Here is a 25,211-nt window from a genome sequence, read left to right as displayed (position 1 = left end):
CTTAAACCTCCGCTTTCAATTCGATAATCAAATCCCGCAATTCGGCAGCACGTTCAAAATTCAACTCTTTGGCGGCTTCTTTCATTTCTTTTTCCAGGTCGCGGATCAACTTGTTCCGTTCAGACTTGCTCATTTTCTTCGTTTGTTTTCCTGTCACATATTCAGCGGTTTGTTCCGCCACTTTGGTCGCCTCAATCACTTCACGCACGTCTTTTTGAATCGTTTGGGGGACAATTCCGTGTTTTTTATTGTAGGCCGCTTGAATTTGCCGACGGCGCTCTGTTTCATCGATCGCTTTTTTCATGGAGTCGGTGATCTTGTCCGCATACATCACCACTTCTCCGTGGGCATTCCGCGCAGCCCGTCCGATGGTTTGGATCAAAGAACGCTCCGAACGCAAAAATCCTTCTTTGTCGGCATCCAAAATCGCCACCAGGGAAACTTCCGGTAAATCCAATCCTTCCCTTAACAGGTTAATCCCAATCAACACGTCAAATTCACCCAGACGCAGATCGCGTAAGATTTTCATCCGTTCAATGGTTTTGATATCCGAATGCAAATAGCGGACTTTGATCCCCATTTCTTTCAGATAATCCGTCAAATCCTCCGCCATTTTTTTCGTCAGGGTCGTCACCAGCACGCGTTCATCCTGTTCAATGCGGTCATGAATCAGCCCGATCAGGTGGTCAATTTGCCCCTTGATCGGATGGATATGGATTTTCGGATCCAACAACCCTGTCGGGCGGATAATCTGTTCCACCACTTCCGGCGATTTCTCCAATTCATACGGACCCGGTGTCGCGGAAACAAATAAGATCTGATTAATCTTTTCTTCAAACTCGCTAAATCTGAGCGGCCGGTTGTCTTTGGCCGACGGAAGCCGGAAACCGTGCTCCACCAACATCTCCTTTCGCGCCTGATCCCCGTTGTACATCCCGTGAATTTGCGGAATGGTGACATGGGACTCATCCACTATGATCAAGAAGTCTTTCGGGAAAAAGTCCAACAAGGTGTAAGGCGGTTCTCCCGGCTTTTTGCCGACCAGGTGGCGGGAATAGTTCTCGATCCCGGAACAAAATCCGACTTCCCGCATCATTTCCAAATCATATCTCGTCCTTTGCTCCAAGCGTTGTGCTTCCAGCAGTTTGCCTTGTTCCCTCAGTTCCTTGAGCCGTTCATCCAGCTCCTGTTCAATCCCTTTCAAAGCCCTTTCCATCACATCGGAACGGGTGACATAGTGAGAAGCCGGGAAGATGGCAACATGTTCCCTTTCCCCGATAATTTCTCCCGTCACGACATCAATTTCGCGAATCCGGTCAATCTCATCCCCAAAAAACTCCACCCGGACCGCTTGTTCACTCCGGGAAGCAGGGAAAATCTCCACCACATCGCCCCGCACCCGGAACGTTCCGCGCACAAAATTGATATCGTTTCGTTCATATTGGATATCCACCAACTTACGCAACACTTCGTTCCGGTCCCTTTCCATTCCCACTCGCAAGGAAAGAACCAGATCCCGGTATTCCGTCGGTGAACCCAAGCCGTAAATACAAGAAACACTCGAAACAATAATCACATCTTCCCGCTCAAACAGAGCGCTGGTTGCCGAGTGGCGCAACTTGTCAATTTCATCATTGATGGACGCATCTTTTTCTATATAAGTATCCGTTGCCGGAATATAAGCTTCAGGTTGATAATAATCATAATAACTGACAAAATATTCGACGGCATTATGGGGGAAGAATTCCTTCAACTCCCCGCACAACTGCGCCGCCAACGTCTTGTTGTGCGCAATCACCAGCGTGGGTTTGTTGACCCGGGCAATCGTTTGGGCCATGGTAAACGTTTTCCCCGTCCCCGTGGCTCCCAAAAGGGTTTGGTACTTGTTGCCCGCCTGAATTTGGCGGACCAGTTTCTCAATCGCCTGCGGTTGATCCCCACGCGGCTCAAAATCCGACACCAGTTGGAATTGTTTTCCCATCCGACTCACCTCATTTCCACATGAAAGTATTATAACATACGGACACGACCTATAAGAACATTCGTTCCGAATCCAAAAAAAGCCTTTCCAGACCGGAAAGGCTTTTGGCTGACACCCGACGGGCGCCTGAATCCCCAAATTGCGGCCCAAGTCAAGACGTGGACCGGACGCGGGTTTTTTCGTCCGCCGGAAGGGCGGGAATCACTCCCAAATCAGCCGGATCATCCTCAAATAAAGTTTTTTGGGTGATGTGCAGGTTCTGATGTTCATCCAACACTGCCAGCTTGCAATGGGTCGCTGTTTCCGCCACCCGGGTCAGCTCCTCCATGCTCCGGACGGGCCGTCCGTTACAGCGCTGAATCACATCGCCAGTTCTCAATCCCATCGCTTCTGCCGGGGAATCCGGAATCACAGCCAGAACCTTCACACCTTGATGGTTGGAAACAAAATACGGCGTTGAACGTTTTTCCATCCACTTGGTTCCAAGATAGATCCCTTCATGCCCCAGCACCGCCAAAACCGCCATGATCCACCCGCCGGACTCCCATCCTTCCAAAAAGGCCAGCCCCAAACTTAAAATCACGGCATACAAAAAAGTAAAGGTGGATGTCTGCCTTTTTTGTTTTTTCAACATTCCCGACAGATTCATCCGCGCAAAACTCAAAAAAACCGGAAGCGGAATCCAACCATTTGGACCGCTCAACAGCAAAGGAACCGGCCAGCCTTTTTTCAGCATGAAACCACTCACCTGATTGACTTGGACCGGATAAGCTCCGTTTTCCCCATCCAAGCGGATCAAAGCCCATTCCAACCAATGGCTGGCGGCAATCAGCCATAACCAGTCCCGGGCAGGGAAAGCATACACCATTTCGGGGACCGGGAAAGGATCCAGCCACGTTGTTTCCGTCACGCAATAGTGAACCAGGCATAACATGCCGGCAGAATAAGCAAGACAAGCAAAACGCAGTCCAAAGACGGACAAAAGGAGCGTCAGGCTCCAAACCATGAACCAGTCTCCGGGTTGAATCTCCCACCGGCCCCCGGACAAACACAGGGAACCGGCCAAACCGACAATCAACGACCAGCAAGTTGTCCGAAGCAACAAAGCCCACTTGGGTTCCAAAACACTGTGAAACGTTTTGAGTTCATATCGCCTGCGCACCCACACATATACCACAATCATCCCTGTTCCCAGCCAAAAAGCCGGGTGAATGAACGTTGAAAACCACTTGGTCAAAAAAGAAAGCGGATCTTCCCAAACAGACCACAATTTGTCCTTCCTCCATATCATAAAAAATACCCCAATGGAAATCATTGGGGTATTTTCTATATTTCCGGGACAAATCCTTTATTTTTTCTTCAAGAGCTCCACTGCCACCTGCAATGTCACATCATTTTTCGGGTCGCGCAAAAAGTTGATAAATGCTTGTCGCAATTTATCGGAGGATACCTCATCCAGTTGTCCTGTCTCCGGAATTCCTTCTTTCTTTTGGAAGGACTTGACAGCCTGTTCGGTAGAACCGTCAAAATATCCGTCCGTGCGCCCCGGATGGTAACCCAGCGCATCCAAAATCAACTGCATATTTTTGACTTCGGTTGAATTATCATCTTTTTTTAGCGGTGCATCCGGCTGGGGAGGAAGCACATTGGCATATGCGGGTTTCTTCACGGGAACATCCGGTTTGATCCCTTTGGTTCCGCCATGCTGGTCAATCCAGTTTCCTTCCGGCGTCAACCATTTGGCGATGGTCAGTTTCAAGTTGCTGCCGTCATCAAAGGATTTGGTGGTCTGAACCGTTCCTTTTCCGAAGGTGGTTTCCCCGACCAACGGATATCCACCGGATTCTTTTAAAGCGGCTGCGAGAATTTCAGACGCACTCGCACTGCCTTTGTCAATCAAAACCGTGATGGGATAAGGCTTTTTGGTTTCCTGTTTGGAATGATATTCCGTGCGGCTTCCCGACTTATCCTCCGTCATCAAGACGCGTTTTTTGCCGGGCACCAATTGGTCACAAATTTCCAATACGGACTGCAAAAGGCCACCCGGGTTTCCGCGGACGTCAATGACAAGCCCGTTGATCCCCTGATCCTCCAGTTTTTTCAGCTCTTTGGCAAAATCTTCTGCTGTATTTTCCGAAAACTGCGTCAATGTGATCCGTCCGATTTTGTCAGGCAACATCGTTGCTTCCACGGTTTGAAGCGAAATTTCATCCCGCACCACCGTAATGTTTAGCGGTTCGCTGACGCCGGGACGGGAAATGAGCAATTGGGCTTTGCTTCCCTTCGGACCGCGGATTTTGCTGACCGCCTCTTGAATGTCCATTCCTTCCAAGCTTTGCCCGTTGACTTTTAACACTTGGTCACCTGCACGCAATCCGGCTTTTTCCGCAGGCGAATCCTTGATCGGCGCAATAATGGTCACTTGGCCGTTGGTCAATGTCACTTCGGCACCGATTCCCGTAAAGGATGACTGCAAATCTTCCTCAAATTGCGCTGCTTCTTTCGGACTCATGTAGGCGGAGTAAGGATCCCCCAGGGATTCAATCATTCCTTTGATGGCCCCGTCAATCAATTGTTCTTCATTTACTTTATGTAAATAAGAAGAAGTAATCGTTTGATATGCTTGCTTTAATTTCCCCTCGTGTGTTTCAAATGATTGAGACCGGTCAAAAGAAAACAGGGTTCCGGATTCCAGTTGATCAATCAACCCCCCGTCACCCACAACCAGCACGGTAAGCAAACTGCTGAAAATCATTGTCACAACCGTAATGATCGCGACGGTCCTGCCTTTAAAATTCATTGTCAGTAAACACCCACCTTTGGATCCCCTTGCAGGCGATCCGGATCAGCCCTTTATACTCTTTAATGTATGACAACCCCGGACAAAATAGTCGTCCGGGATATTATTTTAACTATATCACATTTTTAGTTCATATACCGTTCCGGGTCATAAGACGGCGGTTGGGCCCCTTGTCCGATCCGTACTTCAAAGTGCAAGTGCGGTCCCGTTGAGTTTCCGTTATTTCCAATCGCTGAAATGACCTGCCCGGCTTTTACTTCTTCCCCGGGTTGCACTTTGACTTGGTTGGGGTAACTGTGAGCATACCGGGTAAAGAAAGGCATGCCTTTATAATGTCCGTGATAAATGGTGATCAACCAACCATATCCGGAAGACGCACGGCTGGACACCACGACACCGTCAGCTGCGGCCTTGATCGGAGTGCCGATCGGTCCTCCGTAATCCACTCCCGCGTGAAGTTTTTTCGTTCCAAAGATGGGATGCACACGGTATCCGTAACTGGAAGTCTTTGTGACAGTGGTCGGTTTAATGAGCGGACCGGTGTATGCAAAACGAAGCTTGCCCGAACGCCATTCCGCCAGGTTGATCTGAATCAATTCGTCTTTATGTTCCTCCAGAATGCTTTCCAGCTGCTGCAGGCTGGCATCGGACGCTTCGAGTTCTTTCATCAACTTTTGATATTCTTTGTTAATTTGATCAATCAGCTTTTGTTGTTCCTCAATTTTCACCTGTTTTTCGTCAATGGCTTTCTGGCGATCGTCGACCGCTTTTTGGTATTCGGCCACGATTTTATAATCTCCTTTGACGAGAAGGCGAATGATTTCAAAGCGGTTCAAAAACTCATTAAAATCCTCTGCAGCCAGCAACTGGGCCAAGTAGTTATTTTCTCCGTGCAAATACATCCGGCTGATGCGAACATCAAAATCTTTCCGGATCTCTTGCAAATCTTTTTCCGCTTCCTGCCGCTTTTGCTCAATGGGCTCGATTTCCTTCTGGATGGACTCAATCTTTTGATCTGCTTCGTCCATCTTGCTTTTAAACTCTTCCATCTTCTGTTTCAAACTTTGCTGTTTCTCCAGGATTCCTTGTTTGTCCTCACGGACGCTGTCGATTTTTTCCCGGAGCGACTCGGCTGACACTGTTTGTGGAGGAGTCATCATTGCCGTCAATGAAGCAATCAAAGCCATGGTTAACCATTTCTTACTCATTGATATAAGCGCCTCCCAGTCTTTCTCCTAGTTCCCCATCGCCTTCCTGTTCTCTGTTCTTTTTTATATCACTCAAAACATATGAATATAGTTTAATTCTATTTTATATGGAAACATACAAAGAAATTTTGACGATTTTATCCTTTTTATCCAATTTGCTTGATGGGGTCAATGAAAATGGGAAGTCGATCTAATCACCAGGATTAGATCGACTTTATCCATGATTTGTTCTAGTAATATTGCAAGGGATCCACCGGTTTCCCGTTTTCATGTATTTCAAAATGCAGGTAGGGCACCAACTGGGGATAGTTCCCGACCGAAGCGATTTGTTGCCCTTTTTCCACACGATCCCCGACCTCAACTTGCACTGTGCTTGGATACATATGGGCATAAAGGGTCTTGAATCCATTTCCATGATCAATCACAATATAGTAGCCGTATCCGCCCGGGTCCGATTTTGTCAATACAACGATGCCTGAAGCCGCAGCCACAATCGGTGAGCCCATCGAATTTTTGATGTCAATTCCTTCGTGGCTTCCGTTTCGTTCCCCGAATTCAGAAGAGACTTTTCCGCCCGGTTGCGGCCAGGCCAAAGTATCATTCTCATGCCGGTCCGGTGAAGAAGATGCCGGCGGATGGGAATTGCGAACCTGTCTGTTTTTATCCTCCTGACGAACGGGTTGCATTTTCTCGGGCTCCGGCTCCCGTACCGGATGCTGAAGCGTCCGGCTTTGCTGCTGATACAACGCCGTATAACGTGTCAAATGTTGCCGGGCTTCTTTCAGCAAAGCCTCTTTTTCTTTTTTGCTTTTCTCGATCATGGCCACTTCATTTTCCAAAGCTTTTTTCTCTTTCAAATATTGCTTGATCACGGCACTTTCATTTTCCACGAACATAGAAAGAATATCCAGGCGCATCAAAAACTCCGAAACGGAATTCGCGCTCAACAAATAATAGAGATATTGATTTTTGTGACTTCTCTTATATATATGTACCAGCACCGCCTCAAACCGCGCTTCCAGCATGCTCAGTTTTTTTTGTTTCTCCAACAGGTTCATTTTCTTTTGCGCGATTTCTTCATTTAACCCCGCAACTTGCCGCTCCCTGGCCATAACCTGTTTTTTGGCTTCTTCCAGTTTGATCCATGCCGGGTTCTTCTGGTGTTCACTGTTTGCTTTGACCGAAAGCGGGCTTGCGAGGCTGAATAAGACCGCCTGAACAAGCATCATTGTAGTGACAAACCATTTTCGAACCACTTTGGTCGTACTCCTCCCGTTTCAATTCAGCTTACTTGCCCTGTTCCGGGGGCAAATAAGAGATGGGATCGACAGGTGTACTTCCTTTATGTACTTCAAAATGCAAGTGAGGTCCGGTTGAAAATCCATTACTTCCCACAGCTGCGATGACATCTCCCGCCGATACCTTTTGGCCGACTTCCACTTTTACCGTTTGAGCATACATGTGGGCATAAAGCGTGGAAAGTCCGTTCCCATGGTAAATGACAATGACATAACCGTATCCATTTGAAGGACGGGCTTCAATCACTTCACCGGACGACGCGGCACGGATCGGGGTCCCCATTTTCGCTGCGATATCCATCCCTTCATGCATCCGGTATTCCCGGTGAACCGGGTGATATCGCATGCCGAACGGGGAAGTCACCGTCCCGTTTACCGGCCAAAGAAAGCCGTCGCTTGCCGGAACATTGCCGTCCGGATGGTTTTGTTGCTCTTTTTTGCGGGCTTCTTCTTCCCGTTTGGCCACCCAGTTGCGCAATTCTTTCCGGGCCTGAATGTTTTGGTCCTCCAATTCCGCCAGGTTCGTCTCCAGCGCCGCCAACTTTCCTTCATGTTGTTGGTATTTTTTTTGGAGTTGAGCAAAAACGCCCTGGGCTTCTTTTTGTGCTGTTTGTAAGTTTGCCAAATCCTTTTGTAATTCCTGCTCAACTCCGGCCAATTCTTTTTGTTTGTCGGTATATTTTTGGATCACGCGCTGATCGGCCCGGGCCAAAATGCTGATATAATCGTACCGTTTCAGGAAATCCCCGATGGAGTCGGATTGTAACAAAAGCTCAAAGTAAAAATTGTTTCCTTTTAAATAAATATCCTGCATGCGATGTTTGTAAGTTTGACGCAAAAGATCCAATTCCCTCTCAACGCTTTTGCGCTCTTCCCGTTTTTCCTTTATTTGGTTTTCCAGTGCATAAACACGCATGTCCAACTGGTTGAGTTCCTTCTTTTTCGCTTCAATCTGACCCAAAATTTGTTTCATGTCCTCTTGCGCTAGTTCTTTCTTTTTTTCCAGTTGCAATATTTCTTGATCCCGTTGTCGGATTTCCTCTTTTTTCTCATCGATGGAAGAGGAATCTGTGATTGCAAAGCTGTCTTTGACGGGGATCAAAGAAAAAACCAGCAAAAAAGAAAATATCCCTGCAAATTCTTTCCTAATCACTTTGCTCCTCCTCGAACTAGATTCCTCCTCTTTACACTTTCAAGAAACGGCGCACGGAAATAATGCTTCCCAGTGTCCCGATCGCTGTTCCCAGAGCGAAAATGCACAAGGTCACATAAGTACCCAGCGAGAGGATCGGCATCATTTTCAGAATGGATTGGGCTTCACCGGCCCCCAAAATGGTGTAAGCCACTTGATAGAGAACCAAAACCAGGATGGTCGGAACGAGGGCACCAACCCATCCGATAAACGCCCCTTCAATAAAGAACGGCCACCGGATGAACCAGTTGCTGGCTCCCACCAGCCGTTGGATTTCAATCTCTTTCCGACGGGCAATAATGGTCAGCTTAATGGTGTTGGAAATCAAGAAGGCGGCAAGAGTCGCCAGCCCCAATCCGAAAATCAAAATGATGTTCCGAATCCAGCTGGACAATGTCAGCAATTGCTCGGTCACATATTCACCGTCATCCGCTTCGTCAATTCCCGTCACCGATTTCACCTTTTCGGTCAGGCTTTTGATCTGATGGGGATCTTTGGGTACAACCGTGATGACGTCAGGCAAGGGGTTTTTCCCTTCCCCTTCATAACTGCGGAAAATTTCCGTTCCTTCCTCTCCCCATTGGGCCTTCAGCTGACGCAATCCTTCTTCCTTCGGCACCAGTTCCGCACTTTTCACTTCGGGCATCGATTCGATTTGTTTCAATACTTGGAGCTGCTGGTCATCCGTCAACTGCTCGGCAAGTGCTGCACGAATCGCCACCTGTTTATCCAGCTCCACCGCCATGTAGCGGACGTTGAATGCAAAAATGAGGAAAATACCGAAGATAAACAGCGTAACGGCTACAGCACTGATCGCGGCAAAACTCATCCAGGCATTGCGACGCACGCCGCGATAAGCTTCCCGAAAATGTCGCGATAATGTCTCAATCCTCATAGCCGTATTCTCCTCCCATTTCGTCCCGGACAATCACACCTTGTTCAATGGCAATGACGCGTTGTCTGAGTGTGTTTACAATTTCTTTGTTGTGTGTCGCCATTACGATGGTGGTTCCGCGCCGGTTAATCTCTTCCAGCAGATACATGATGTCCCAAGAGTTTTCCGGATCGAGGTTTCCGGTGGGCTCGTCCGCTATCACAAAAGTTGGATTATTGACAATTGCGCGAGCGATTGCCACACGTTGCTGCTCCCCTCCGGAAAGTTGCGACGGCAAGGCATGCATCCGGTCCGCCAGACCAACCAGCTCCAAGACTTCGGTGACTCTCGGTTTGATTTTGCGTTTGGGAGCCTCGATCGCTTCCATCGCAAAAGCAACATTTTCAAAAGCTGTCATATGCGGAAGCAATTTGAAATCCTGGAACACGACACCGATTTTGCGGCGAACATGCGGAATTTTCCAATCGCGTACCCGTTTGACGTTGACCCCGTTGATCAGAACAACGCCGTGCGTGGGTTTTTCTTCTCTGTACATCAGCTTGATAAATGAACTTTTCCCCGCTCCGCTCGGTCCGACCACATACACGAATTCTCCCTGGTCGATCCGTACGTCCACTCCGCGGAGAGCTTCAACCCCATTTGGATAAACCTTCCACACATCATGCATTTCAATCACGAAAACTCACCCCAGGAAACATGATTTTCAATATAGTTTATCTCTCTCCATTTTTTCTCCTGCTTACTGATGGTAACAAAAATGGTTCGCCACTTCATCCCATTATCATCCTAAATTTGAAGAAAAATATCAAATAAAGAAATGGCTTACTTTCCTTCAAAAACTACTTCAATATTATAACACCATTCACCAATTTCCCGGGTTAATATTTTGCAAAATCATTTTTTATTCAAAAATACAAAAAACCCCAAATGATGGTGATTTGGGGTATTATCTTACCATAGAATTCCTTCCTAGTAAATATTGGATAAGGTTTCCCGCTGCTTTTTAAGCGTGGCGATTTTGTTTGAAAGTGTCTTCAACACTTGTTCTTTTGCGGTTCCTCCCTCGCTTTTGCGCGCATCCACCACATTTTCCAGTTCCAAACAGGAATAGACATCTTCCCCGATTTCCGGGGAGAAACGGTGAAACTCTTCCAAGGAGCAATCACTCAAGGTTTTTTCTTTGTGAATGGCATACAAAACCAGCTTTCCGACAATTTCATGCGCTTTGCGGAAAGGAATGCCTTTGCCCACCAAATAATCGGCCAAATCCGTTGCATTGGCAAACCCTTGCCCGGCATGCCGTTTCATTTTCGATTGGTTGACTTCCATCGTTTCAATGAGGGCCGCCATCAAACGAAGGGAACCTTTTAACGTGCGGACTGTATCAAAAACCCCCTCTTTGTCTTCCTGCAAGTCTTTGTTGTAGGTGAGGGGCAAAGCTTTCAGCGTGGTCAACAAAGCCATCAAATGCCCGAACACCCGTCCGGTTTTTCCGCGGATCAACTCCGGGATATCCGGGTTTTTTTTCTGCGGCATCATGCTGCTTCCGGTGCAAAACGCATCATCCAGGATGACATATTGAAACTCTTCGCTCGACCACAGAATCAGTTCTTCCGACAGCCGGGACAAATGAACCATCACCAAGGAACAGACTGAGAGAAACTCCACCAAATAATCCCGGTCACTCACCGCATCCATGCTGTTATCGTAAAGCGAGGAAAATCCCAACGCTTTTGCAACCATTTGCCGGTCGATGGGAAATGTCGTTCCCGCAATGGCACCGGCCCCCAACGGACAGCAGTTGACGCGTTTGAAGCTGTCGATGAACCGTTGTACATCCCGTTCAAACATCGAAACATAAGCCAATAAATGATGGGCAAACCGGACGGGTTGCGCGCGCTGCAAGTGAGTGTATCCCGGCAATATGGTATCCACGTGTTTCTCGACCTGTTTGAGCAAAGCTTCCTGCAATTCCAGGATCTTTCCGGCCAGATCGACCGTCTCCTTGCGCACATAAAGGTGCATATCCAAGGCAACCTGGTCATTCCGGCTCCGTCCGGTGTGCAATTTTCCGCCGACTTCCCCGATTTCGTCGATCAGCATCTTCTCGATGTTCATGTGAATGTCTTCATGTTCAATGGAAAATTCGGCTTTCCCTTCCCGGACTTTTTGCCGGATGGTTGACAAACCTTCCAGTATCCGGTTTGCTTCTTCCCCGGTGATAATCCCGCATGCGCCCAGCATTTTCACATGCGCCATGCTCCCTTCGATGTCTTCTTCAGCCAATTCTTTATCAAATCCAATGGATGCATTAAAGGCTTCCACCCACTGGTGTGTGGTCTTGGTGAAACGCCCGCCCCACAGTTTCATGGTCTTCCTCCTTTTTATGCACGCTTGCATAAATATTCGTCGGCAATCCCCACAATTTAATAAACCCGACAGCCGCCTGATGATCAAAACTGTCTTCATTGGAGTAGGTGGCCAATTTTTCGTTGTATAACGAATAAGGGGAAATTCTTCCCGTCACCGTCGCATGGCCTTTGAACAAGTTTACGCGAACCTTTCCGGTCACCACTTGTTGCGTTTCTTCAATGAACGCATCCAGCGCTTTTTTCAGCGGCGAATACCAAAGCCCGTCATAAACCATTTCCGACCACTTTTTCTCAACCGTGGCCTTGAACTGCAAAACATCTTTCGGCTGCGTCAGAAATTCCAGTTCCCGGTGTGCGTTGATCAATGTGACCGCTCCCGGACATTCATAAACTTCACGCGATTTAATTCCCACCAGCCGGTCCTCCACATGATCGATCCGTCCGACCCCGTGTTTTCCGGCCAACTTGTTCAATTGCTCCAAAATCTCAGGGAAAGAAAGCCGGTTTCCATTCAGGGATACAGGAACGCCTTTTTCAAAAGCGATCTCGATTTCGTCCGGTTGATCCGGGGTGCCGGCCAAAGGACACGTCCATTCATAAGCAGCTTCCGGAGGCGCCTGCCACGGATTCTCCAATTCACCGCATTCACAACTTCTTCCCCACATGTTTTGGTCAATGCTGAACGGATTGTCCAAATCAACCGGAATCGGAATCCCGTGTTTTTTTGCATAAGCAATTTCCTCATCCCGGGTCATTCCCCATTCCCGTACCGGGGCCACCACTTTCAACTTTGGATTCAATGCCGCAACCGAAACATCAAACCGGACTTGGTCATTTCCTTTTCCCGTGCAACCGTGGGCAACGGCAACGGCCCCTTCTTCTTTTGCGATTTCAACCAGCACTTTGGAAATCAACGGACGGGACAAGGCCGAATGCATCGGATACTTTCCTTCATATAAAGCATTGGCTTTCAAAGCCGGCAGCAGGTATTCTTCAGCAAACAACGCTTTGGCATCGACCACAACGGATTTGACTGCTCCCACTTTCAACGCCTTGTCCTTGACAAAATCCATGTCTTTGCCTTCCCCGACGTCCAATCCGACCGCAATCACATCATAGCCGTATTTTTCTTTCAACCACGGAATCGCAACTGATGTATCTAAACCACCTGAATAAGCTAAGACCACTTTCTCCTTACTCATGGGTATCCCTCGCTTTTAATAAAAATTCATTTATATGTATGATTATACATCCTGTGCATAAAAAATCCACCCCCAATTTTTTGAACCGGCTAAAAAAAAGCAGAAACCTTTTTCCGGTTTCTGCTCTGAAACGATGATCCACCCCGGATGGAGCGGCTCAATCTTTCCTTCCCACCGGCACAAAATAGGAAAGGTTTCCGGTGATTTTCCGATCCACCCTCGCGATCACGGCCGAAGGCTTTCCGCCAATCAAAAAAGACCCCCACAACAATTCCCCCTGATAAGCTCCCTTGAGGGTTTCCACTTCCACTTTTTGCAGGGACACCAATTGTTGATAAATCATGGGTTGATCCCAATAGGCATCCTGGTTGTCCCGGACAATCAAATTCCCGTTTTGGTCATACAAAGAAACGGCGCCGCCCTCCCGGCCGAAGAATGGCTTTTTCACATAAGCCGCATGGCCTTTAAAATTGTTTTCCAAGTAGGTGGGCAACATGTACGTTGCGATCACATCACGTTCTTCTTCATTAAAAAAAGTATTTGTTTCATATAAGTTCCAAATCAGTGCCTGTAAAGCTTTGGTTTGCGATAAAAGAGCAGAGGGGGGATTAATGGAAACCAGCTTTTGACCGGCCATGAGGGAAAGGAGATGCGCCCCGGTCGGATAACCATCCTCATCCGTGTCTTCGGCCATGATTTCAATGGCATGCAAACGATATAAAACGTCCACCGGTCCATAGCCGGCATGATCCTGCTTGGCATACAACCGGTCTCCCCGGACGGCCAATGCCGACAACGGGACAAAACGGGCGCAAAGGCCTGATTTCTCCATTAAATACCGGGTCGTCCCGGAATCTTCTTCATGCCAGTCCAACGCGCTGAAGCAGATGTGATCGGTTCGGAAGCCTCGTTTCTGGTATGCCTCCACCACGTTTTGAAAGGCATCGGTCAAATCTTGCTCCATGCCTTCATTCGGATCTTGATATCCCATCGCTTTCGTAACCCGCCCGTTGACATAAAAAGCTTCCACAATGCCTGTGGGGGTGTCACTGTTAAATTCCAGCATTTTCAATCCTTGCGGGGTATAGGCAAAGTCAAAACGACCGATCACCGTTGGCCAGTCAAGCAGAAAAGGTTGCCGGACGGCTCTTCGGGCTGCTTCGGGAATTCCCAACTCCTCCAACAACCGGTCATCGGCCTGCTGTAAAACCTTGACCGTGCGTTCATAGATTTTCCCCAAACACGCGGTCGCTTGTTGAATTTCATGATGAAGCGCCGGGTCCAAAGGGTAAACCGAAGCGAGGGCATATTCCTGACCGTACATGACGTCCCAGGTAAACACCTTTTCTTCTCTCAGCAGATGGTAAATCTGTTCCCTGCGCTTGGCATAATTTAAATCTTTCAAAATTTATCCTCCTGAACCACGGATTTTGCCAATTCCTGATTTGTAACTGCTGCCCGTTTTTTTGTAACCGGATGAAACCAGCGAGTTTTCTTTGATATAATACATTTTCTTCCCGTTGATCACCACGTAACTGTCCGGATCCACCCGGCTTTGGTCATCATCGCATAACAGATCATGATTCTGGTCGCGGCAAAATTCCCAGTCATTCTTGTCATCGCATCCCGACAGCGGGACGGACAGCATGGCCAGGGTAAACAACCCCACCAGATGGCGGCTCTTTTTCATCCGTTTCCTCCTCCTTCCTTTAAAACGGGAACAGCATAGATCACATAAACATACCGGTTTTCATCCACTTCCGTTGATGTCGTTTTCCACCATTGCCCGTCAATGTAGTGCAGGCTGCCGAGCAAACGGAGCAAAGCATCTTGTGCATGATGAAATTGATAACAATGAACCACAGGATAACCGGACCACCGTGCATCAAAATGGCGCACTTCCATGCGGATTCCTTGCCAGGTCGGGCTGAAACGGAGGCGGTCGTCAAGCACTTTTTCTTCTTCGCTTCGTTTTACATAAATCTTGTGCACGGGCGGGTCCGCCTGGATGTGAACACATTCAAACACGTCTTTCCCCCTGACAAAATAGTCACACGCAAAACGCATCATCACTTCTTCCTTGGAAACAGACGGATACTCATACAAGACGGAAATCTCCTCTCCGTCTTCCATCAAATGATATTCCAGCTTCTCCATATTTACCCTCAATTCCAAATAATAATCAACTCAACAAAAATATAGTTCTATAATATGAAAGGGTTTTCCCTTCTTTGTCATGAAGAAAGAAGCAGATTGATAACATCTGCTTCTTTTCCTTGTCATCAGGAGGCGTTGGGAACCTCTTTTTTCGCTTTTTTCAGTTTCAACCAGCGTCCGCATAACAGAACAAACGCGATCATGACGAGATAGAAAACATATTGCAACCATTCCGCTCCTTGGAAAAAGGGACGGATGAACTTGTCATCTGCAATCATTTTTGCCGATGTAAAGGCCAAAACTCCCGATCCGATGTAAATAATCGACGGATACTTTTCCAACAGCTTAAGGAACAAGGTACTGCCCCAAACAATGATGGGAACGCTGATCAACAATCCGATAATCACCAGCATGAAGCTTGCGTGAGCAGCGCCGGCCACGGCGAGGACGTTATCCAAGCCCATCAGGGTGTCGGCGATCACAATCGTGCGGATCGCGGACATCACACTGCTGGCCGCTTCGACATCTTCATCGCCTTTCTCTTCAATCAGCAATTTCATGGCAATCCAGATCAAAAGCAGCCCGCCGATCAACAAAAGCCCCGGAACCTTTAACAACCAGACCACCGCCAGCGTACAAAGGATCCGCATCACAACGGCACCGACAGTCCCCCAAAAAATCACTTGTTTTTGCTTGTTTTTCGGTAAATTGCGGGCGGAAAGCCCGATAACAATGGCATTATCTCCTGCCAAAACCAAATCAATGATCACAATGGAAAGTAAAGCGGTGAGAAACTCAACTGACAAGAAGTCCAAATTCTTTCCCTCCATTTGTTATTGGATTCAGGGGATTACAAAAAATGGCAAGACCTTTGCATGACAAATCACGCAAAGGTCTTGCCAACAACATAAAAATGTTGCAACAAAGCCGGGGATAAACCCGTAATGACGACTTTGTTGTAAATAGCTACTCCCCTTAATCAAAGAACAAAAAATGATTCAATTATTCAGTTCATACAAACATTATATAAAAATTTGTTCCTCCGTCAATAATTTTTCTGCCAGTTCATAAATATTTTACAGTAGCTCATTTTTTCACCTCTTGATCATGATAAGAATAAACCGCCAGATAAATCACACCCTTATCCTCCGTGTGCTCGTCCGCCCATTGGTAATCCCAACCAATCACGCTGACCAGACGATCACTCTTTTGCAATTGGTCCAACAATGAAGCAAACTCTTTTTGATTGGCCTTTACTTCCAACTGAACCCAAGAAGGAACCAATTCCGGGCGCACCACCATCCCCAATTGTTGCATGAGCTCTTCTTCACTGACCGGTCGGGCCTCACTTTGCTCCGCAGTGTCCTGACGTGCAATTTGGTGAAGATCTGCTAAGCTTTCCAGCTTCAAAAAATCGGCACCGGACGATTTGACGGCCCGCTCAATATCGACAACATAGCCCGGATCCCGCCGGTTCAGCGGAATTCTTTCCTCCAGCCGTCTCAACTCCATATGGGTTAACACAGACGGGGGTTGGTAATCAGGCGCCAGGTATTTTTGATGCCTTTCAATGTTTTGGGCCAGGGATTCCCTCTCCCTTTCCAGCCATTTTTGTTTTAAAACCAAGGGATGCACCAGATAAAAATAGAGGGTCAGGATGAGCAAGAATCCAGCCGCCAGGGTCATGATTAAGAACTTTCCGGACTTCCATCGCCGGATCTTGACTGGTTTTCGGATGATTCTTCCACTCCTTTCTCTCTTTTTAAATCCAGCCGGAAATGCACCAATACCTGATTGGCGTTTTTTTCATAAACTTCATTCATGCAGCGGTCTCCGACACACTCGATCCATGCTTCCTGATACAAATCCGGCTTTTTTTCAACCAGTTCCTGAAGAAATTTCGTCGCTTCCGGAATCGAAGAAAAATAGGCCCAACCTTCCAATTGATTTCCTATTCCTTGCAGGCGAAACAAGTCCGTGCCGCGGGGTATCATTTGATGCACTTGATAGGCCGCTTCTTTCCAACGCTGTTGACTTGCCTCCACTTTTTGGATCGTTTTTTCATAATCCATGGCTGGTTGCTGACTCTCATAAATTTTCTCTTCGTTTTTTTTAAGCTGAATGGCCTGATTCAACTGTTTTCGCTTTTGGGCCACTTCCGCTTCCAAAGCCGACACGCGTTCACCGGCAACCTTCTTGGCATATAGAATGCCCACCCCCAACCCTGAAAGCAAAAGCAAAATCCCGGACAAAAAACTGTAAAAAAACCGTTTGTATATCGGCTGTGGCGGCAAAAAATTCATGGTCCCATTCCTTCCTTCTCATCCACCGTCAGACCGATCGGGATCGACAAAGCATTTCCGAGCCATTTCGATGCGCGGTCACGCAACGGTTCGGGCATGATGATCTCTGCCGGAGGGGCAAGTTTGACAGACGCCTCCAAATGTTGCTGAAGCCAGTTTTCCAACAAATAAAAATCCAATCCTTCCCCGGACAAAAACCATTCCGCTCTGGAGCTTTTCAACCATTTTCTCTCCTTGTTCGAAACTTTTTCAAAAATTTGTTCCATCAACCTTTTCCCGTATCTCTCCACCTCTTGTTTCTCTTTCAACAAGGGATGGAGCGGATCGGGATGCGGACGGTCCTCATGTTCTGCAAACGAAGCCATCGGCAGATGAAGATGATAAACCCGTTCCAGTTTTCGATCGATAAAATGGCTGACCTCCACATCCTGTTTGGAGATTTGAATCATCAGGGTATGGGGCGTCTGAAAGCTCCGGTGATAATGGATCCATCGGTACAAACCGAAAGGAGCCAGATCAATATGAACCGGATCCAATCCGCAATATTGAAAACACCGGACAAAAGAGTCAATGTATGACTGAGAAATCAACGCCAGAAAAACCTCTTGCTGGTCCCCGTCTTCCCAGACATGATCCAGCAAACGGAAATCAAACACCGGATCGGAAAAAGGCAGGTCCAACACGGGAATCAAATATTTTTCAATCCATCTCCGGTATTTTCTTTTGCGCATTTCCGGCAACATCACCCGTTTAAACAAAACATGACGACAATGGATGCTGACATGCACCCGTTTTGTATTGAGTCTTCTCCCCAACAAGGCCTCCTGGATGGTTTGGATCAATTCCTCCCGATCCAAAAACGTGCCCGATTCCGCCCACACACTGGGCAACGGATGGACCACATATTGGAGAAGCTCCATGTTCTTCCTCTTTTTCTTCACTTCAACCAATTTGAAAAAAGAAGAGGATAATTCAACACCAACATGTATAGCCATAACCGGTTCTCCTTTGCAAAATCATCCTGACGACACCACACGGATCAACGGCTGGTTATCACTTTTTACCAACATCATAACATTTATTATTTTAATTTTTAATTCGCATAATCCTTTTACTTTGACATAAAATCAAATCCCTGTCAAAATTCGCTCCACGCAAAAAAAAACCCCGGTTTCTTTCATTTCAGAAACCGGGGGTTTTCATCCGGGTCAACCATCAGCCAAAATGGCTACCAAAAGTGCTTTTTGCGCATGAAGACGATTTTCCGCCTGATCAAAAACCACGGATTGCGGTCCCTCCAAAACTTCTCCGGTCACTTCCAGTCCGCGGTAAGCAGGCAGGCAATGCATAAAGATGGCATCGGGTTTCGCTTTTTCCATCAGCGAAGCATTCACTTGATAAGAAGCAAACGTTTTGTTTCGTTCTTCTTTTTCTTCTTCTTGTCCCATGCTCGCCCAGACATCTGTGTAAACCACATCGGCCCCTTGCACGGAAACGGCCGGATCATAATGGAAAGTGAGAGAGGCTCCCGTTTGTCCGGCGATTTGCTCCGAGTATTCCCAAACAGCGGGATCCGGTTCATAACCCGGCGGCGTTGCAACATGCAAATCGATGCCGGTGAGCGCCGAAGCCTGGATCAGAGAGTGAAGGACATTGTTACCATCCCCGACATAAGTCAATTTCACTCCTTTTAACGATCCCTTCTTTTCCAATATGGTCAACAAATCGGCCAGCGCCTGGCAGGGATGGGCCTGATCGGAAAGCCCGTTAATGACCGGAATGGTTGCGGCATCGGCCAGGCGCTCGATTCTTGCATGTTCATGGGTGCGGATCAAAATCGCATCCACAAACCGCGAAAGAACACCTGCCGTGTCCTCCATGCTTTCTCCCCTGCCCAACTGCATCTCATCGTTCCGGAGCAAGACCGTGTATCCCCCTAACTCCTTCATCCCGACTTCAAAAGAGACACGGGTCCGGGTGGACGGCTTTTCAAACAGCATCGCCAGGCTTTTTCCTTTCAGCGGCTGACAGTGTTCTCCCTTGTTCCGCAGTGATTTGAGTTTGAGGGCTGATTGAAGCAAAGCTTCAATTTCATGCGGCTCCCAGTCGATCAATGTTAAAAAACTCTTCCCTTTTTTCCCTGCTAATAACGGCGTTTCCAAAGTCTCTTTCACTATCGCCCCTCCTCACATGCCGATTTTTGTTTGTGACAAGGTTTGGTGCAAAACGGAGGCCGCCTGGTCTATTTCTTCTTCACTTACAATTAAAGGCGGCAACAGGCGCACAACCTTTTCGCCGGCAGGAAGCACAACCAGTCCGTTTTCCAACAGCTGACGGATGAACGGGGCAGCCGGTTCATCCAGCTCAATGCCGACCATCAATCCTTTTTGGCGGATTTCCCGGACAGCAGGAAGGGATCGGATCAAACCGTCCAGCTTCTTCTTTAAATACTCCGCTTTTTCCCTTACCTGTTCCAACAATCCGGTTTGTTCGATTTCGGTCAAAACCGCATCACAAACGGCCATGGCCAACGGATTACCTCCAAATGTCGTCCCGTGTGTGCCGGGGCCCAACACCGGTTTCAAGCGGGAATCCGCCACAACAGCCCCGACCGGATACCCGTTTCCCAACCCTTTGGCAACGGAGATTGCATCCGGCTTGATGCCATATGCCTGATAGGCAAACCATTCACCCGTCCTTCCGACTCCGGTCTGCACTTCATCGATCATCAGCAAAATCTCTTTTTCTTTACACCAATCCGCCAATTCCCGGACAAACGCCGGATCAGCCGGCCGGACCCCGCCTTCCCCCTGCACCAGTTCCAAGAAAACACCCGCGGTGGTTGTCCGGGTTGCTCCTTTCACCGCCTCCATGTCTCCATAGGGGACCGTGCGGAATCCGGGAGGCAAAGGGTCAAATCCCGTTTTAACTTTCTCTTGCCCCGTGGCCGTCAAAGTGGCCAGTGTACGGCCGTGAAAAGAGCCGGTGAATGTGATGATTTCAGGCTCATGGATGATCTTTGCGTCTTTCGCCCATTTCCGGGCCAATTTGATTAATGCTTCATTCGCTTCCGCCCCGCTGTTACAAAAGAAGACGGCATCCAACCCGGTGATTTGGCACAACTTTTCCGCCACTTTTTCCTGCAACGGCTGTTCAAACAGGTTGGACACATGCCAAACCGCCCGGGCTTGCGCCATGAGTGCTTCCAACACGCGGGGATGTTTATGACCCAAATTGGTCACCCCGATGCCGGAACCAAAATCCAGATACCGTTTTCCCTGTGCATCGGTCAACACCGCCTTTTCGCCGTCCACAAAATGAACGGGGTGGCGCTTATATGTTGGAAACAGAGACACGTTCGCTCACCTCTTTCTTCATCAGGCATGTTCCCGGGGAATCCGGTCTTTTTTCATCCGTGTCGCGACCTTTTTCTCCGTTGATAATCCACACTTTCTCCACCCCGCCGTTCAAGCAACGGACCGCGGACCGGACTTTCGGGATCATACCGCCGGTGATCTGCCCATCTGAAATCAATTGCTCCACCATTTCCGGTGTCGCATGGCGCAACAGATTTTTTTCATTTCCTTCCTTTATGAAAATTCCGTCCACATCGCTGACCATGACCAATTGTCTCGCTCCCATCCCTTGTGCAACCAAAGCGGCCGCTTCATCGGCATTGACATTAAACGCTTGCCCTTTTTCCCCGATTCCGAGGGATGAAAGGACAGGAACCCAGCCAGTCTCCAACATCTGATGAAGCACTTTCCGGTTCAGTCCGGTCACTTCCCCGACAAAACCCAGTTTTTCGTCTTTGGGTTTCACCGTGATCAAATTCAGATCGATTCCGCTTATGCCAAGCGCCGGAATCCCTTCTTGGAGCAAACGCGAAACGAGCTGTTTGTTCACTTGGCCGGCCAACACCATTTGCACGATATCCAGCGTTCCTTCATCCGTGACCCGTCTCCCCTCGATAAACACCGGTTTTTGGCCCAGTTTGTTCATCCAGTTTGAAACAAAAGGACCGCCGCCGTGCACGATCACATACGGAATGTTTTCTTTTGACAACTCCCTCAACTTCCGGAAAAAATCCGGGTGAAGCCGTTTCAGCACGCTTCCCCCCAATTTGAACACAATCATTGGAGACTTTCTGTTCCTCCTTTGTTTATGTCCGGTAGCTTGCATTGATGCGGACATATTCATAGGTCAAATCACATCCCCAGGCAACGGCTTCCTCCATTCCGTCGCCCAGATCCAACCGGATCTCCACGACATCCTGTTTTAACACTTGCTCCGCCAGCTCTTCACGAAAGTCTGAAGCCATCCCTTTTTTCACCACCTGAACCGGTCCCAGCCAGATATCCATGTTTTCCGGATTTAACGAAGGATCGGCATAACCGGCTGCGCAGATGACCCGGCCCCAATTGGCATCCTCCCCGAAAACAGCGGTTTTCACCAGGTTGGATCCCACCACGGATTTGGCCACCTTCCGTGCTGCTTCCTTCGACGGGGCTCCTTCAACCCGGACCTGAATCAAGCGGGTGGCTCCTTCGCCGTCGCGGGCAATCATTTTGGACAATGCCCCGCAAACGTATTGGAATGCGGCTTGAAACCGTGCCCATTCCGGATGCTGACGGGTAAGGGGCCGGTGACCGGCATATCCGCTTGCCATCACCAACACCATGTCATTGGTGCTGGTATCGCCATCCACCGTGATCATGTTGAAGGTTTCATCGGTGGTTTGCCAAAGCAATCTCTGCAAATGATCCGGCCCAATTTTGGCATCGGTGGTAATAAAAGAAAGCATGGTCGCCATATTGGGATGAATCATGCCGGAACCTTTGGCCACTCCCGCAATGGTTACCGGCTTCCCGTCAATTTCCAAGGTGACGGCAATTTCTTTGGTGCATGTATCCGTCGTCAGGATCGCTTCAGCAAATGCAGCAGGTTGGTTGTCCGTCTCCGTCACCAATCGTTTTAAGCCGGCCGCGACCCGGTCCATGGGCAAATACTCGCCAATCACGCCCGTGGAAGCCACGGCGACCAAATGCGAAGGAATATTTAATAAAGAAGCGGCTTGATCCCGCATTTTTCTTGCATCTTCCAATCCCCGTTCCCCCGTGCATGCATTGGCAATGGCACTGTTGACCACAATCGCTTGCAACTTGCTTTCCACGCCCATGCTTTCCTGCGTCACTTTGATCGGCGGCGCCTGAAAGGCATTCACGGTATAAACCGCCGCCGCCGAAGCTGGCACTTCGCACTGAATCATCCCCAAATCCTTCCGTTTTCTTTTCAATCCGGCATGGATTCCCTTGGCTGAAAACCCTGCGGGCAATGCAATGGAAGGATTTTCAACGATTTGAAACCAATCCGTTCCGGTGATCATGTCGTCTCCCCCCGTTTAAGGATAAAGCGGATCCATATCAAGTCCGGCAGTGACCGGATAGCCCATGCGAATGTTGGCATTTTGCACGGCTTGTCCCGCTGCTCCTTTCATTAAGTTATCAATCGCCGCCAAGATGATGAATCTCCCTGTCCGTTCATCCACTTGAACCCCGATATCACAAAAGTTGCTTCCTTGTACTGCTTTGGTTTCGGGCCATTTGTCTTTTAACACACGAACAAACGGTTCCGAAGCATAAGTTTCCTCATAAAGTTGCAAAAGGTCCGCCTTTGTATATTTATTCAGTGGCTGCGCATAGATCGTGACCAATATCCCCCGGTTCATCGGAACCAGATGGGGAACAAATTGAACCCGGACATCCGAACCGGTAAGACTGCTTGCCACCTGCTCGATTTCGGGAATGTGTTGATGATGACTGATTTTATAAGGACGAAGATTTTCGTTGATTTCGCTGAACAAGTTTTGCTGCCTGGCAGCCCGTCCGGCACCGGTGACACCTGATTTGGCATCAATAATGACCGAAGCCGGATCCAGGCACTTTTCCTTTAAAAGCGGCAAAAGCGCAAGCAACGTGGCCGTCGGATAACAACCCGGATTACTGATGAGTTGCGCCGTTTTCAACTCCTCGGAAAACCATTCACTCAACCCGTAAACTGCCATGTCCAGATATTTGCGGTCCGCCGCCGGCTTTTGGTACCACGTTTCATACCGGCCGGGATCCCTCAGCCTGAAATCCCCGGACAAATCAACCACAATCTTTCCTTCTTCCACAAACAAAGACGCGTACTCCTTACTGACGCCCGGCGGGGTGGCAAAAAAAATAAGATCCGCCGAGTCACAAATTTGTTTCACATCCAGATCCCAAAACGTTTCCGTCAATTGGGGCATATGCGGAAAAGAACGGTTTAACGGCCGCCCGGCTTGGGAAGAGGAAACATAAGAAGCAATTTGAAATTCCGGATGACGCTGAAGAATTCGCAACAACTCCATGCCACCATAGCCCGTGGAACCGATCACTGAAACTCTCAAAGAATCTCACACCTTCATTTTGGATATGTATTATTATACATTTAATATAATATTTATTCAACCGTATTTCAGGAGAAACAAAAAAAGCCAAGCAGATCGCTTGGCTTTTGAACGTGCGGATTATGGCTGCCCAATCAACCAGTCAGCCAATTTTTCCCGCTGATCCTGGGGGATGTGCGATTGAGCAGGCATGCTTCCTTTTCCATTCTCCAAAACCTGAAGAATTTCATCTTTATTCATTTTCTCGCTGATCTTTTGCAAACTCGGCCCCATGGCCCCTTGCCGGTTTCCGCCATGACAAGAAGAACAGTTGTTCATATAAACCGTTTGGGGATCCGAAGCTGTTGTCGTCCCGTTTTGATTTTGCGAAGTGTTCGGATTTCCACCGGAGTTACATCCGGCCAAGAGCAACAGTCCGCAAAGCGCTCCGAAAAACCAACCTGTTCTTTTCATGGTATCACTCCTACTTGTTCTTTTTGGAAAACAGACTTTTCCCTGCATAATGTTTGGCCCGGGAGGGCGTTTTCTTTTGGTCTTGTTCCTCTTCCTCTTGATTATGGCCGGGTGCTTGCGAGCCGAGTAAGCTGGCTTTCGGGTGTTCCCCCGAATCTTTCGTTGATTCCCCGCTTTTTTCCGGCTTTAACAAACTTCTTTTGTACAAACGGCGGTTTGTTTTTTTATCCAATGCTTCCTGTTGCTTTTCGTCTGTCGCCTTCTCTTCGTCTCCACGGTTCTTTTCCGGTTTTTGTGTCTTCTTGTTTAATGTCAATTTGTGGCCGGACACCTCTTCCGGCTTAGATTTCAACAAACTTTGTTTGCCGTTGACATTCGGTTGTTCTGCTTTCTTCTCTGACGTCATGGAAGCGGCACCATCGTTTTTGGAATGAATCTTTTCTTCGGATGCAGCCGGTTTTGCCTTCGCATTGACGCGCTTCTTCTCGTCAGGTCGGCTGGTGTTGGATTGGATACCGGGTTTGGTGTTGGCTTTTCTTTTTTGTAACTCCTCGGGACTCCGCACAATGATTTCTTTGTCTTCATCCGGATGTGCTTCCGTCGGCCGTTCACGATGGATGCGGGGCTTTTGTTTTCTTTTTTGCCTTTCCCGCTTAAATCGTTCCATGGAAATCTGCACATCTTCGCTGGACATGTTTCCATCCGGAAACATTCTTTCGATTTCTTCCACTTCTTTTTTTCTTTTTTTCGAAACGATAATGCTGATGACCAATATGATGACAATCAATGCAACAACAAAAACGGTTCCCCATAAGACGGGATTTTCCATGATCATATCCATAAGACGACCTCCTCTTTTCTCTGCTCCCCCAACATGACTATGTAATGAGAAGGCCGGCTTTGTTTGCCGGCCCGCC

24 protein-coding genes are annotated in these 25,211 nt (G+C 48.2%); all 24 read right to left on the bottom strand.

Annotated elements, in window-relative coordinates; all coding sequences use genetic code 11:
* Position 1: 1 nt before the first annotated feature.
* The 24 genes from uvrB to FA954_RS02110 all read right to left on the bottom strand — a co-directional run bounded on the left by uvrB (position 2) and on the right by FA954_RS02110 (position 25,135).
* Complete coding sequence (gene uvrB, locus FA954_RS02225) at positions 2–1,981, bottom strand: excinuclease ABC subunit UvrB (RefSeq protein WP_037997783.1); 1,980 nt, start codon at positions 1,979–1,981, stop codon at positions 2–4.
* A 151-nt stretch (positions 1,982–2,132) separates the two neighbouring features.
* Complete coding sequence (locus tag FA954_RS02220) at positions 2,133–3,272, bottom strand: PDZ domain-containing protein (RefSeq protein ID WP_165489724.1); 1,140 nt, start codon at positions 3,270–3,272, stop codon at positions 2,133–2,135.
* Positions 3,273–3,329: 57 nt separating this feature from the next.
* Positions 3,330–4,781, bottom strand: coding sequence for a S41 family peptidase (locus tag FA954_RS02215; RefSeq protein WP_037997778.1), 1,452 nt, complete (start codon positions 4,779–4,781; stop codon positions 3,330–3,332).
* Positions 4,782–4,906: 125 nt separating this feature from the next.
* Positions 4,907–5,989 (bottom strand): murein hydrolase activator EnvC family protein, encoded by a 1,083-nt coding sequence (locus tag FA954_RS02210; RefSeq protein WP_049720671.1) that lies wholly within the window; start codon positions 5,987–5,989, stop codon positions 4,907–4,909.
* Between the two features lie 230 nt (positions 5,990–6,219).
* Complete coding sequence (locus FA954_RS02205; RefSeq protein ID WP_049720672.1) at positions 6,220–7,245, bottom strand: murein hydrolase activator EnvC family protein; 1,026 nt, start codon at positions 7,243–7,245, stop codon at positions 6,220–6,222.
* A gap of 31 nt (positions 7,246–7,276) precedes the next feature.
* Positions 7,277–8,440 (bottom strand): murein hydrolase activator EnvC family protein, encoded by a 1,164-nt coding sequence (locus FA954_RS02200; RefSeq protein WP_049720673.1) that lies wholly within the window; start codon positions 8,438–8,440, stop codon positions 7,277–7,279.
* Between the two features lie 31 nt (positions 8,441–8,471).
* Positions 8,472–9,374 carry a permease-like cell division protein FtsX gene (ftsX, locus tag FA954_RS02195; protein ID WP_037997775.1) on the bottom strand — a complete coding sequence of 301 codons (903 nt, stop codon included), beginning with the start codon at positions 9,372–9,374 and terminating at the stop codon, positions 8,472–8,474.
* Positions 9,364–10,050 carry a cell division ATP-binding protein FtsE gene (gene ftsE, locus FA954_RS02190; RefSeq protein ID WP_037997772.1) on the bottom strand — a complete coding sequence of 229 codons (687 nt, stop codon included), beginning with the start codon at positions 10,048–10,050 and terminating at the stop codon, positions 9,364–9,366. Before ftsE ends, ftsX begins: the two co-directional genes overlap by 11 nt.
* Positions 10,051–10,343: 293 nt before the next feature.
* Positions 10,344–11,744, bottom strand: coding sequence for an argininosuccinate lyase (gene argH, locus FA954_RS02185; protein ID WP_049720674.1), 1,401 nt, complete (start codon positions 11,742–11,744; stop codon positions 10,344–10,346).
* Entirely contained in the window at positions 11,686–12,948 is a 1,263-nt protein-coding gene (locus FA954_RS02180; protein ID WP_037997769.1) for an argininosuccinate synthase, read from the bottom strand. The genes argH and FA954_RS02180 overlap by 59 nt, the downstream gene beginning before the upstream one ends.
* 157 nt (positions 12,949–13,105) lie before the next feature.
* Positions 13,106–14,353 carry a glutathionylspermidine synthase family protein gene (locus FA954_RS02175; RefSeq protein ID WP_049720675.1) on the bottom strand — a complete coding sequence of 416 codons (1,248 nt, stop codon included), beginning with the start codon at positions 14,351–14,353 and terminating at the stop codon, positions 13,106–13,108.
* A gap of 3 nt (positions 14,354–14,356) precedes the next feature.
* Positions 14,357–14,638 carry a hypothetical protein gene (locus tag FA954_RS02170; RefSeq protein WP_037997764.1) on the bottom strand — a complete coding sequence of 94 codons (282 nt, stop codon included), beginning with the start codon at positions 14,636–14,638 and terminating at the stop codon, positions 14,357–14,359.
* The gene (locus FA954_RS02165; RefSeq protein ID WP_049720676.1) at positions 14,635–15,105 is read right to left on the bottom strand and encodes a hypothetical protein; all 471 of its coding nucleotides are present in this window, start codon (positions 15,103–15,105) and stop codon (positions 14,635–14,637) included. Before FA954_RS02165 ends, FA954_RS02170 begins: the two co-directional genes overlap by 4 nt.
* A gap of 125 nt (positions 15,106–15,230) precedes the next feature.
* Complete coding sequence (locus FA954_RS02160) at positions 15,231–15,920, bottom strand: TerC family protein (RefSeq protein ID WP_037997760.1); 690 nt, start codon at positions 15,918–15,920, stop codon at positions 15,231–15,233.
* 271 nt (positions 15,921–16,191) lie between these two features.
* On the bottom strand, positions 16,192–16,791 hold the full coding sequence (locus FA954_RS02155) for a hypothetical protein (RefSeq protein ID WP_037997758.1): 600 nt from the start codon (positions 16,789–16,791) through the stop codon (positions 16,192–16,194).
* Between the two features lie 2 nt (positions 16,792–16,793).
* Complete coding sequence (locus FA954_RS02150) at positions 16,794–17,408, bottom strand: hypothetical protein (protein ID WP_037997757.1); 615 nt, start codon at positions 17,406–17,408, stop codon at positions 16,794–16,796.
* Positions 17,405–18,403 (bottom strand): type IV pilus biogenesis protein PilM, encoded by a 999-nt coding sequence (pilM, locus tag FA954_RS02145; RefSeq protein ID WP_049720677.1) that lies wholly within the window; start codon positions 18,401–18,403, stop codon positions 17,405–17,407. The genes FA954_RS02150 and pilM overlap by 4 nt, the downstream gene beginning before the upstream one ends.
* Before the next feature lie 213 nt (positions 18,404–18,616).
* A complete protein-coding gene (gene argF / locus FA954_RS02140; protein WP_082240779.1) occupies positions 18,617–19,582 on the bottom strand; it encodes an ornithine carbamoyltransferase in 966 nt (321 codons plus the stop codon).
* Between the two features lie 12 nt (positions 19,583–19,594).
* The gene (locus FA954_RS02135) at positions 19,595–20,764 is read right to left on the bottom strand and encodes an acetylornithine transaminase (RefSeq protein ID WP_049720678.1); all 1,170 of its coding nucleotides are present in this window, start codon (positions 20,762–20,764) and stop codon (positions 19,595–19,597) included.
* Entirely contained in the window at positions 20,742–21,545 is an 804-nt protein-coding gene (argB, locus tag FA954_RS02130) for an acetylglutamate kinase (RefSeq protein ID WP_170151248.1), read from the bottom strand. The genes FA954_RS02135 and argB overlap by 23 nt, the downstream gene beginning before the upstream one ends.
* A gap of 25 nt (positions 21,546–21,570) precedes the next feature.
* Positions 21,571–22,794, bottom strand: a complete 1,224-nt coding sequence (gene argJ, locus FA954_RS02125; protein WP_049720680.1) for a bifunctional glutamate N-acetyltransferase/amino-acid acetyltransferase ArgJ — start codon at positions 22,792–22,794, stop codon at positions 21,571–21,573.
* A gap of 15 nt (positions 22,795–22,809) precedes the next feature.
* Entirely contained in the window at positions 22,810–23,841 is a 1,032-nt protein-coding gene (gene argC / locus FA954_RS02120) for an N-acetyl-gamma-glutamyl-phosphate reductase (protein ID WP_037997711.1), read from the bottom strand.
* 120 nt (positions 23,842–23,961) lie between these two features.
* The gene (locus FA954_RS02115) at positions 23,962–24,294 is read right to left on the bottom strand and encodes a c-type cytochrome (protein WP_037997709.1); all 333 of its coding nucleotides are present in this window, start codon (positions 24,292–24,294) and stop codon (positions 23,962–23,964) included.
* Between the two features lie 10 nt (positions 24,295–24,304).
* Positions 24,305–25,135: a hypothetical protein gene (locus tag FA954_RS02110; RefSeq protein WP_037997707.1), complete on the bottom strand. Its 831-nt coding sequence runs from the start codon at positions 25,133–25,135 to the stop codon at positions 24,305–24,307.
* Positions 25,136–25,211 lie beyond the last annotated feature (76 nt).

Source organism: Thermoactinomyces vulgaris (assembly GCF_005886755.1).
In the GTDB taxonomy this organism is placed as follows: domain Bacteria; phylum Bacillota; class Bacilli; order Thermoactinomycetales; family Thermoactinomycetaceae; genus Thermoactinomyces; species Thermoactinomyces vulgaris.
The sequence above is the reverse complement of the archived record's forward strand: the minus strand, read 5'-3'. Positions and strand labels throughout refer to the sequence as shown.

Coding starts and splice junctions, on each gene's coding strand:
- FA954_RS02220 (WP_165489724.1), bottom strand. CDS start 3,272: ATGATATGGAGGAAGGACAAATTGTGGTCTGTTTGGGAAGATCCGCTT.
- FA954_RS02215 (WP_037997778.1), bottom strand. CDS start 4,781: ATGAATTTTAAAGGCAGGACCGTCGCGATCATTACGGTTGTGACAATG.
- FA954_RS02110 (WP_037997707.1), bottom strand. CDS start 25,135: ATGGATATGATCATGGAAAATCCCGTCTTATGGGGAACCGTTTTTGTT.
- argH (WP_049720674.1), bottom strand. CDS start 11,744: ATGAAACTGTGGGGCGGGCGTTTCACCAAGACCACACACCAGTGGGTG.
- ftsX (WP_037997775.1), bottom strand. CDS start 9,374: ATGAGGATTGAGACATTATCGCGACATTTTCGGGAAGCTTATCGCGGC.
- uvrB (WP_037997783.1), bottom strand. CDS start 1,981: ATGGGAAAACAATTCCAACTGGTGTCGGATTTTGAGCCGCGTGGGGAT.
- FA954_RS02165 (WP_049720676.1), bottom strand. CDS start 15,105: ATGGAGAAGCTGGAATATCATTTGATGGAAGACGGAGAGGAGATTTCC.
- FA954_RS02115 (WP_037997709.1), bottom strand. CDS start 24,294: ATGAAAAGAACAGGTTGGTTTTTCGGAGCGCTTTGCGGACTGTTGCTC.
- FA954_RS02150 (WP_037997757.1), bottom strand. CDS start 17,408: ATGAATTTTTTGCCGCCACAGCCGATATACAAACGGTTTTTTTACAGT.
- argB (WP_170151248.1), bottom strand. CDS start 21,545: ATGATTGTGTTCAAATTGGGGGGAAGCGTGCTGAAACGGCTTCACCCG.
- FA954_RS02155 (WP_037997758.1), bottom strand. CDS start 16,791: ATGACCCTGGCGGCTGGATTCTTGCTCATCCTGACCCTCTATTTTTAT.
- FA954_RS02180 (WP_037997769.1), bottom strand. CDS start 12,948: ATGAGTAAGGAGAAAGTGGTCTTAGCTTATTCAGGTGGTTTAGATACA.
- pilM (WP_049720677.1), bottom strand. CDS start 18,403: ATGGCTATACATGTTGGTGTTGAATTATCCTCTTCTTTTTTCAAATTG.
- FA954_RS02170 (WP_037997764.1), bottom strand. CDS start 14,638: ATGAAAAAGAGCCGCCATCTGGTGGGGTTGTTTACCCTGGCCATGCTG.
- argJ (WP_049720680.1), bottom strand. CDS start 22,794: ATGATCACCGGAACGGATTGGTTTCAAATCGTTGAAAATCCTTCCATT.
- FA954_RS02210 (WP_049720671.1), bottom strand. CDS start 5,989: ATGAGTAAGAAATGGTTAACCATGGCTTTGATTGCTTCATTGACGGCA.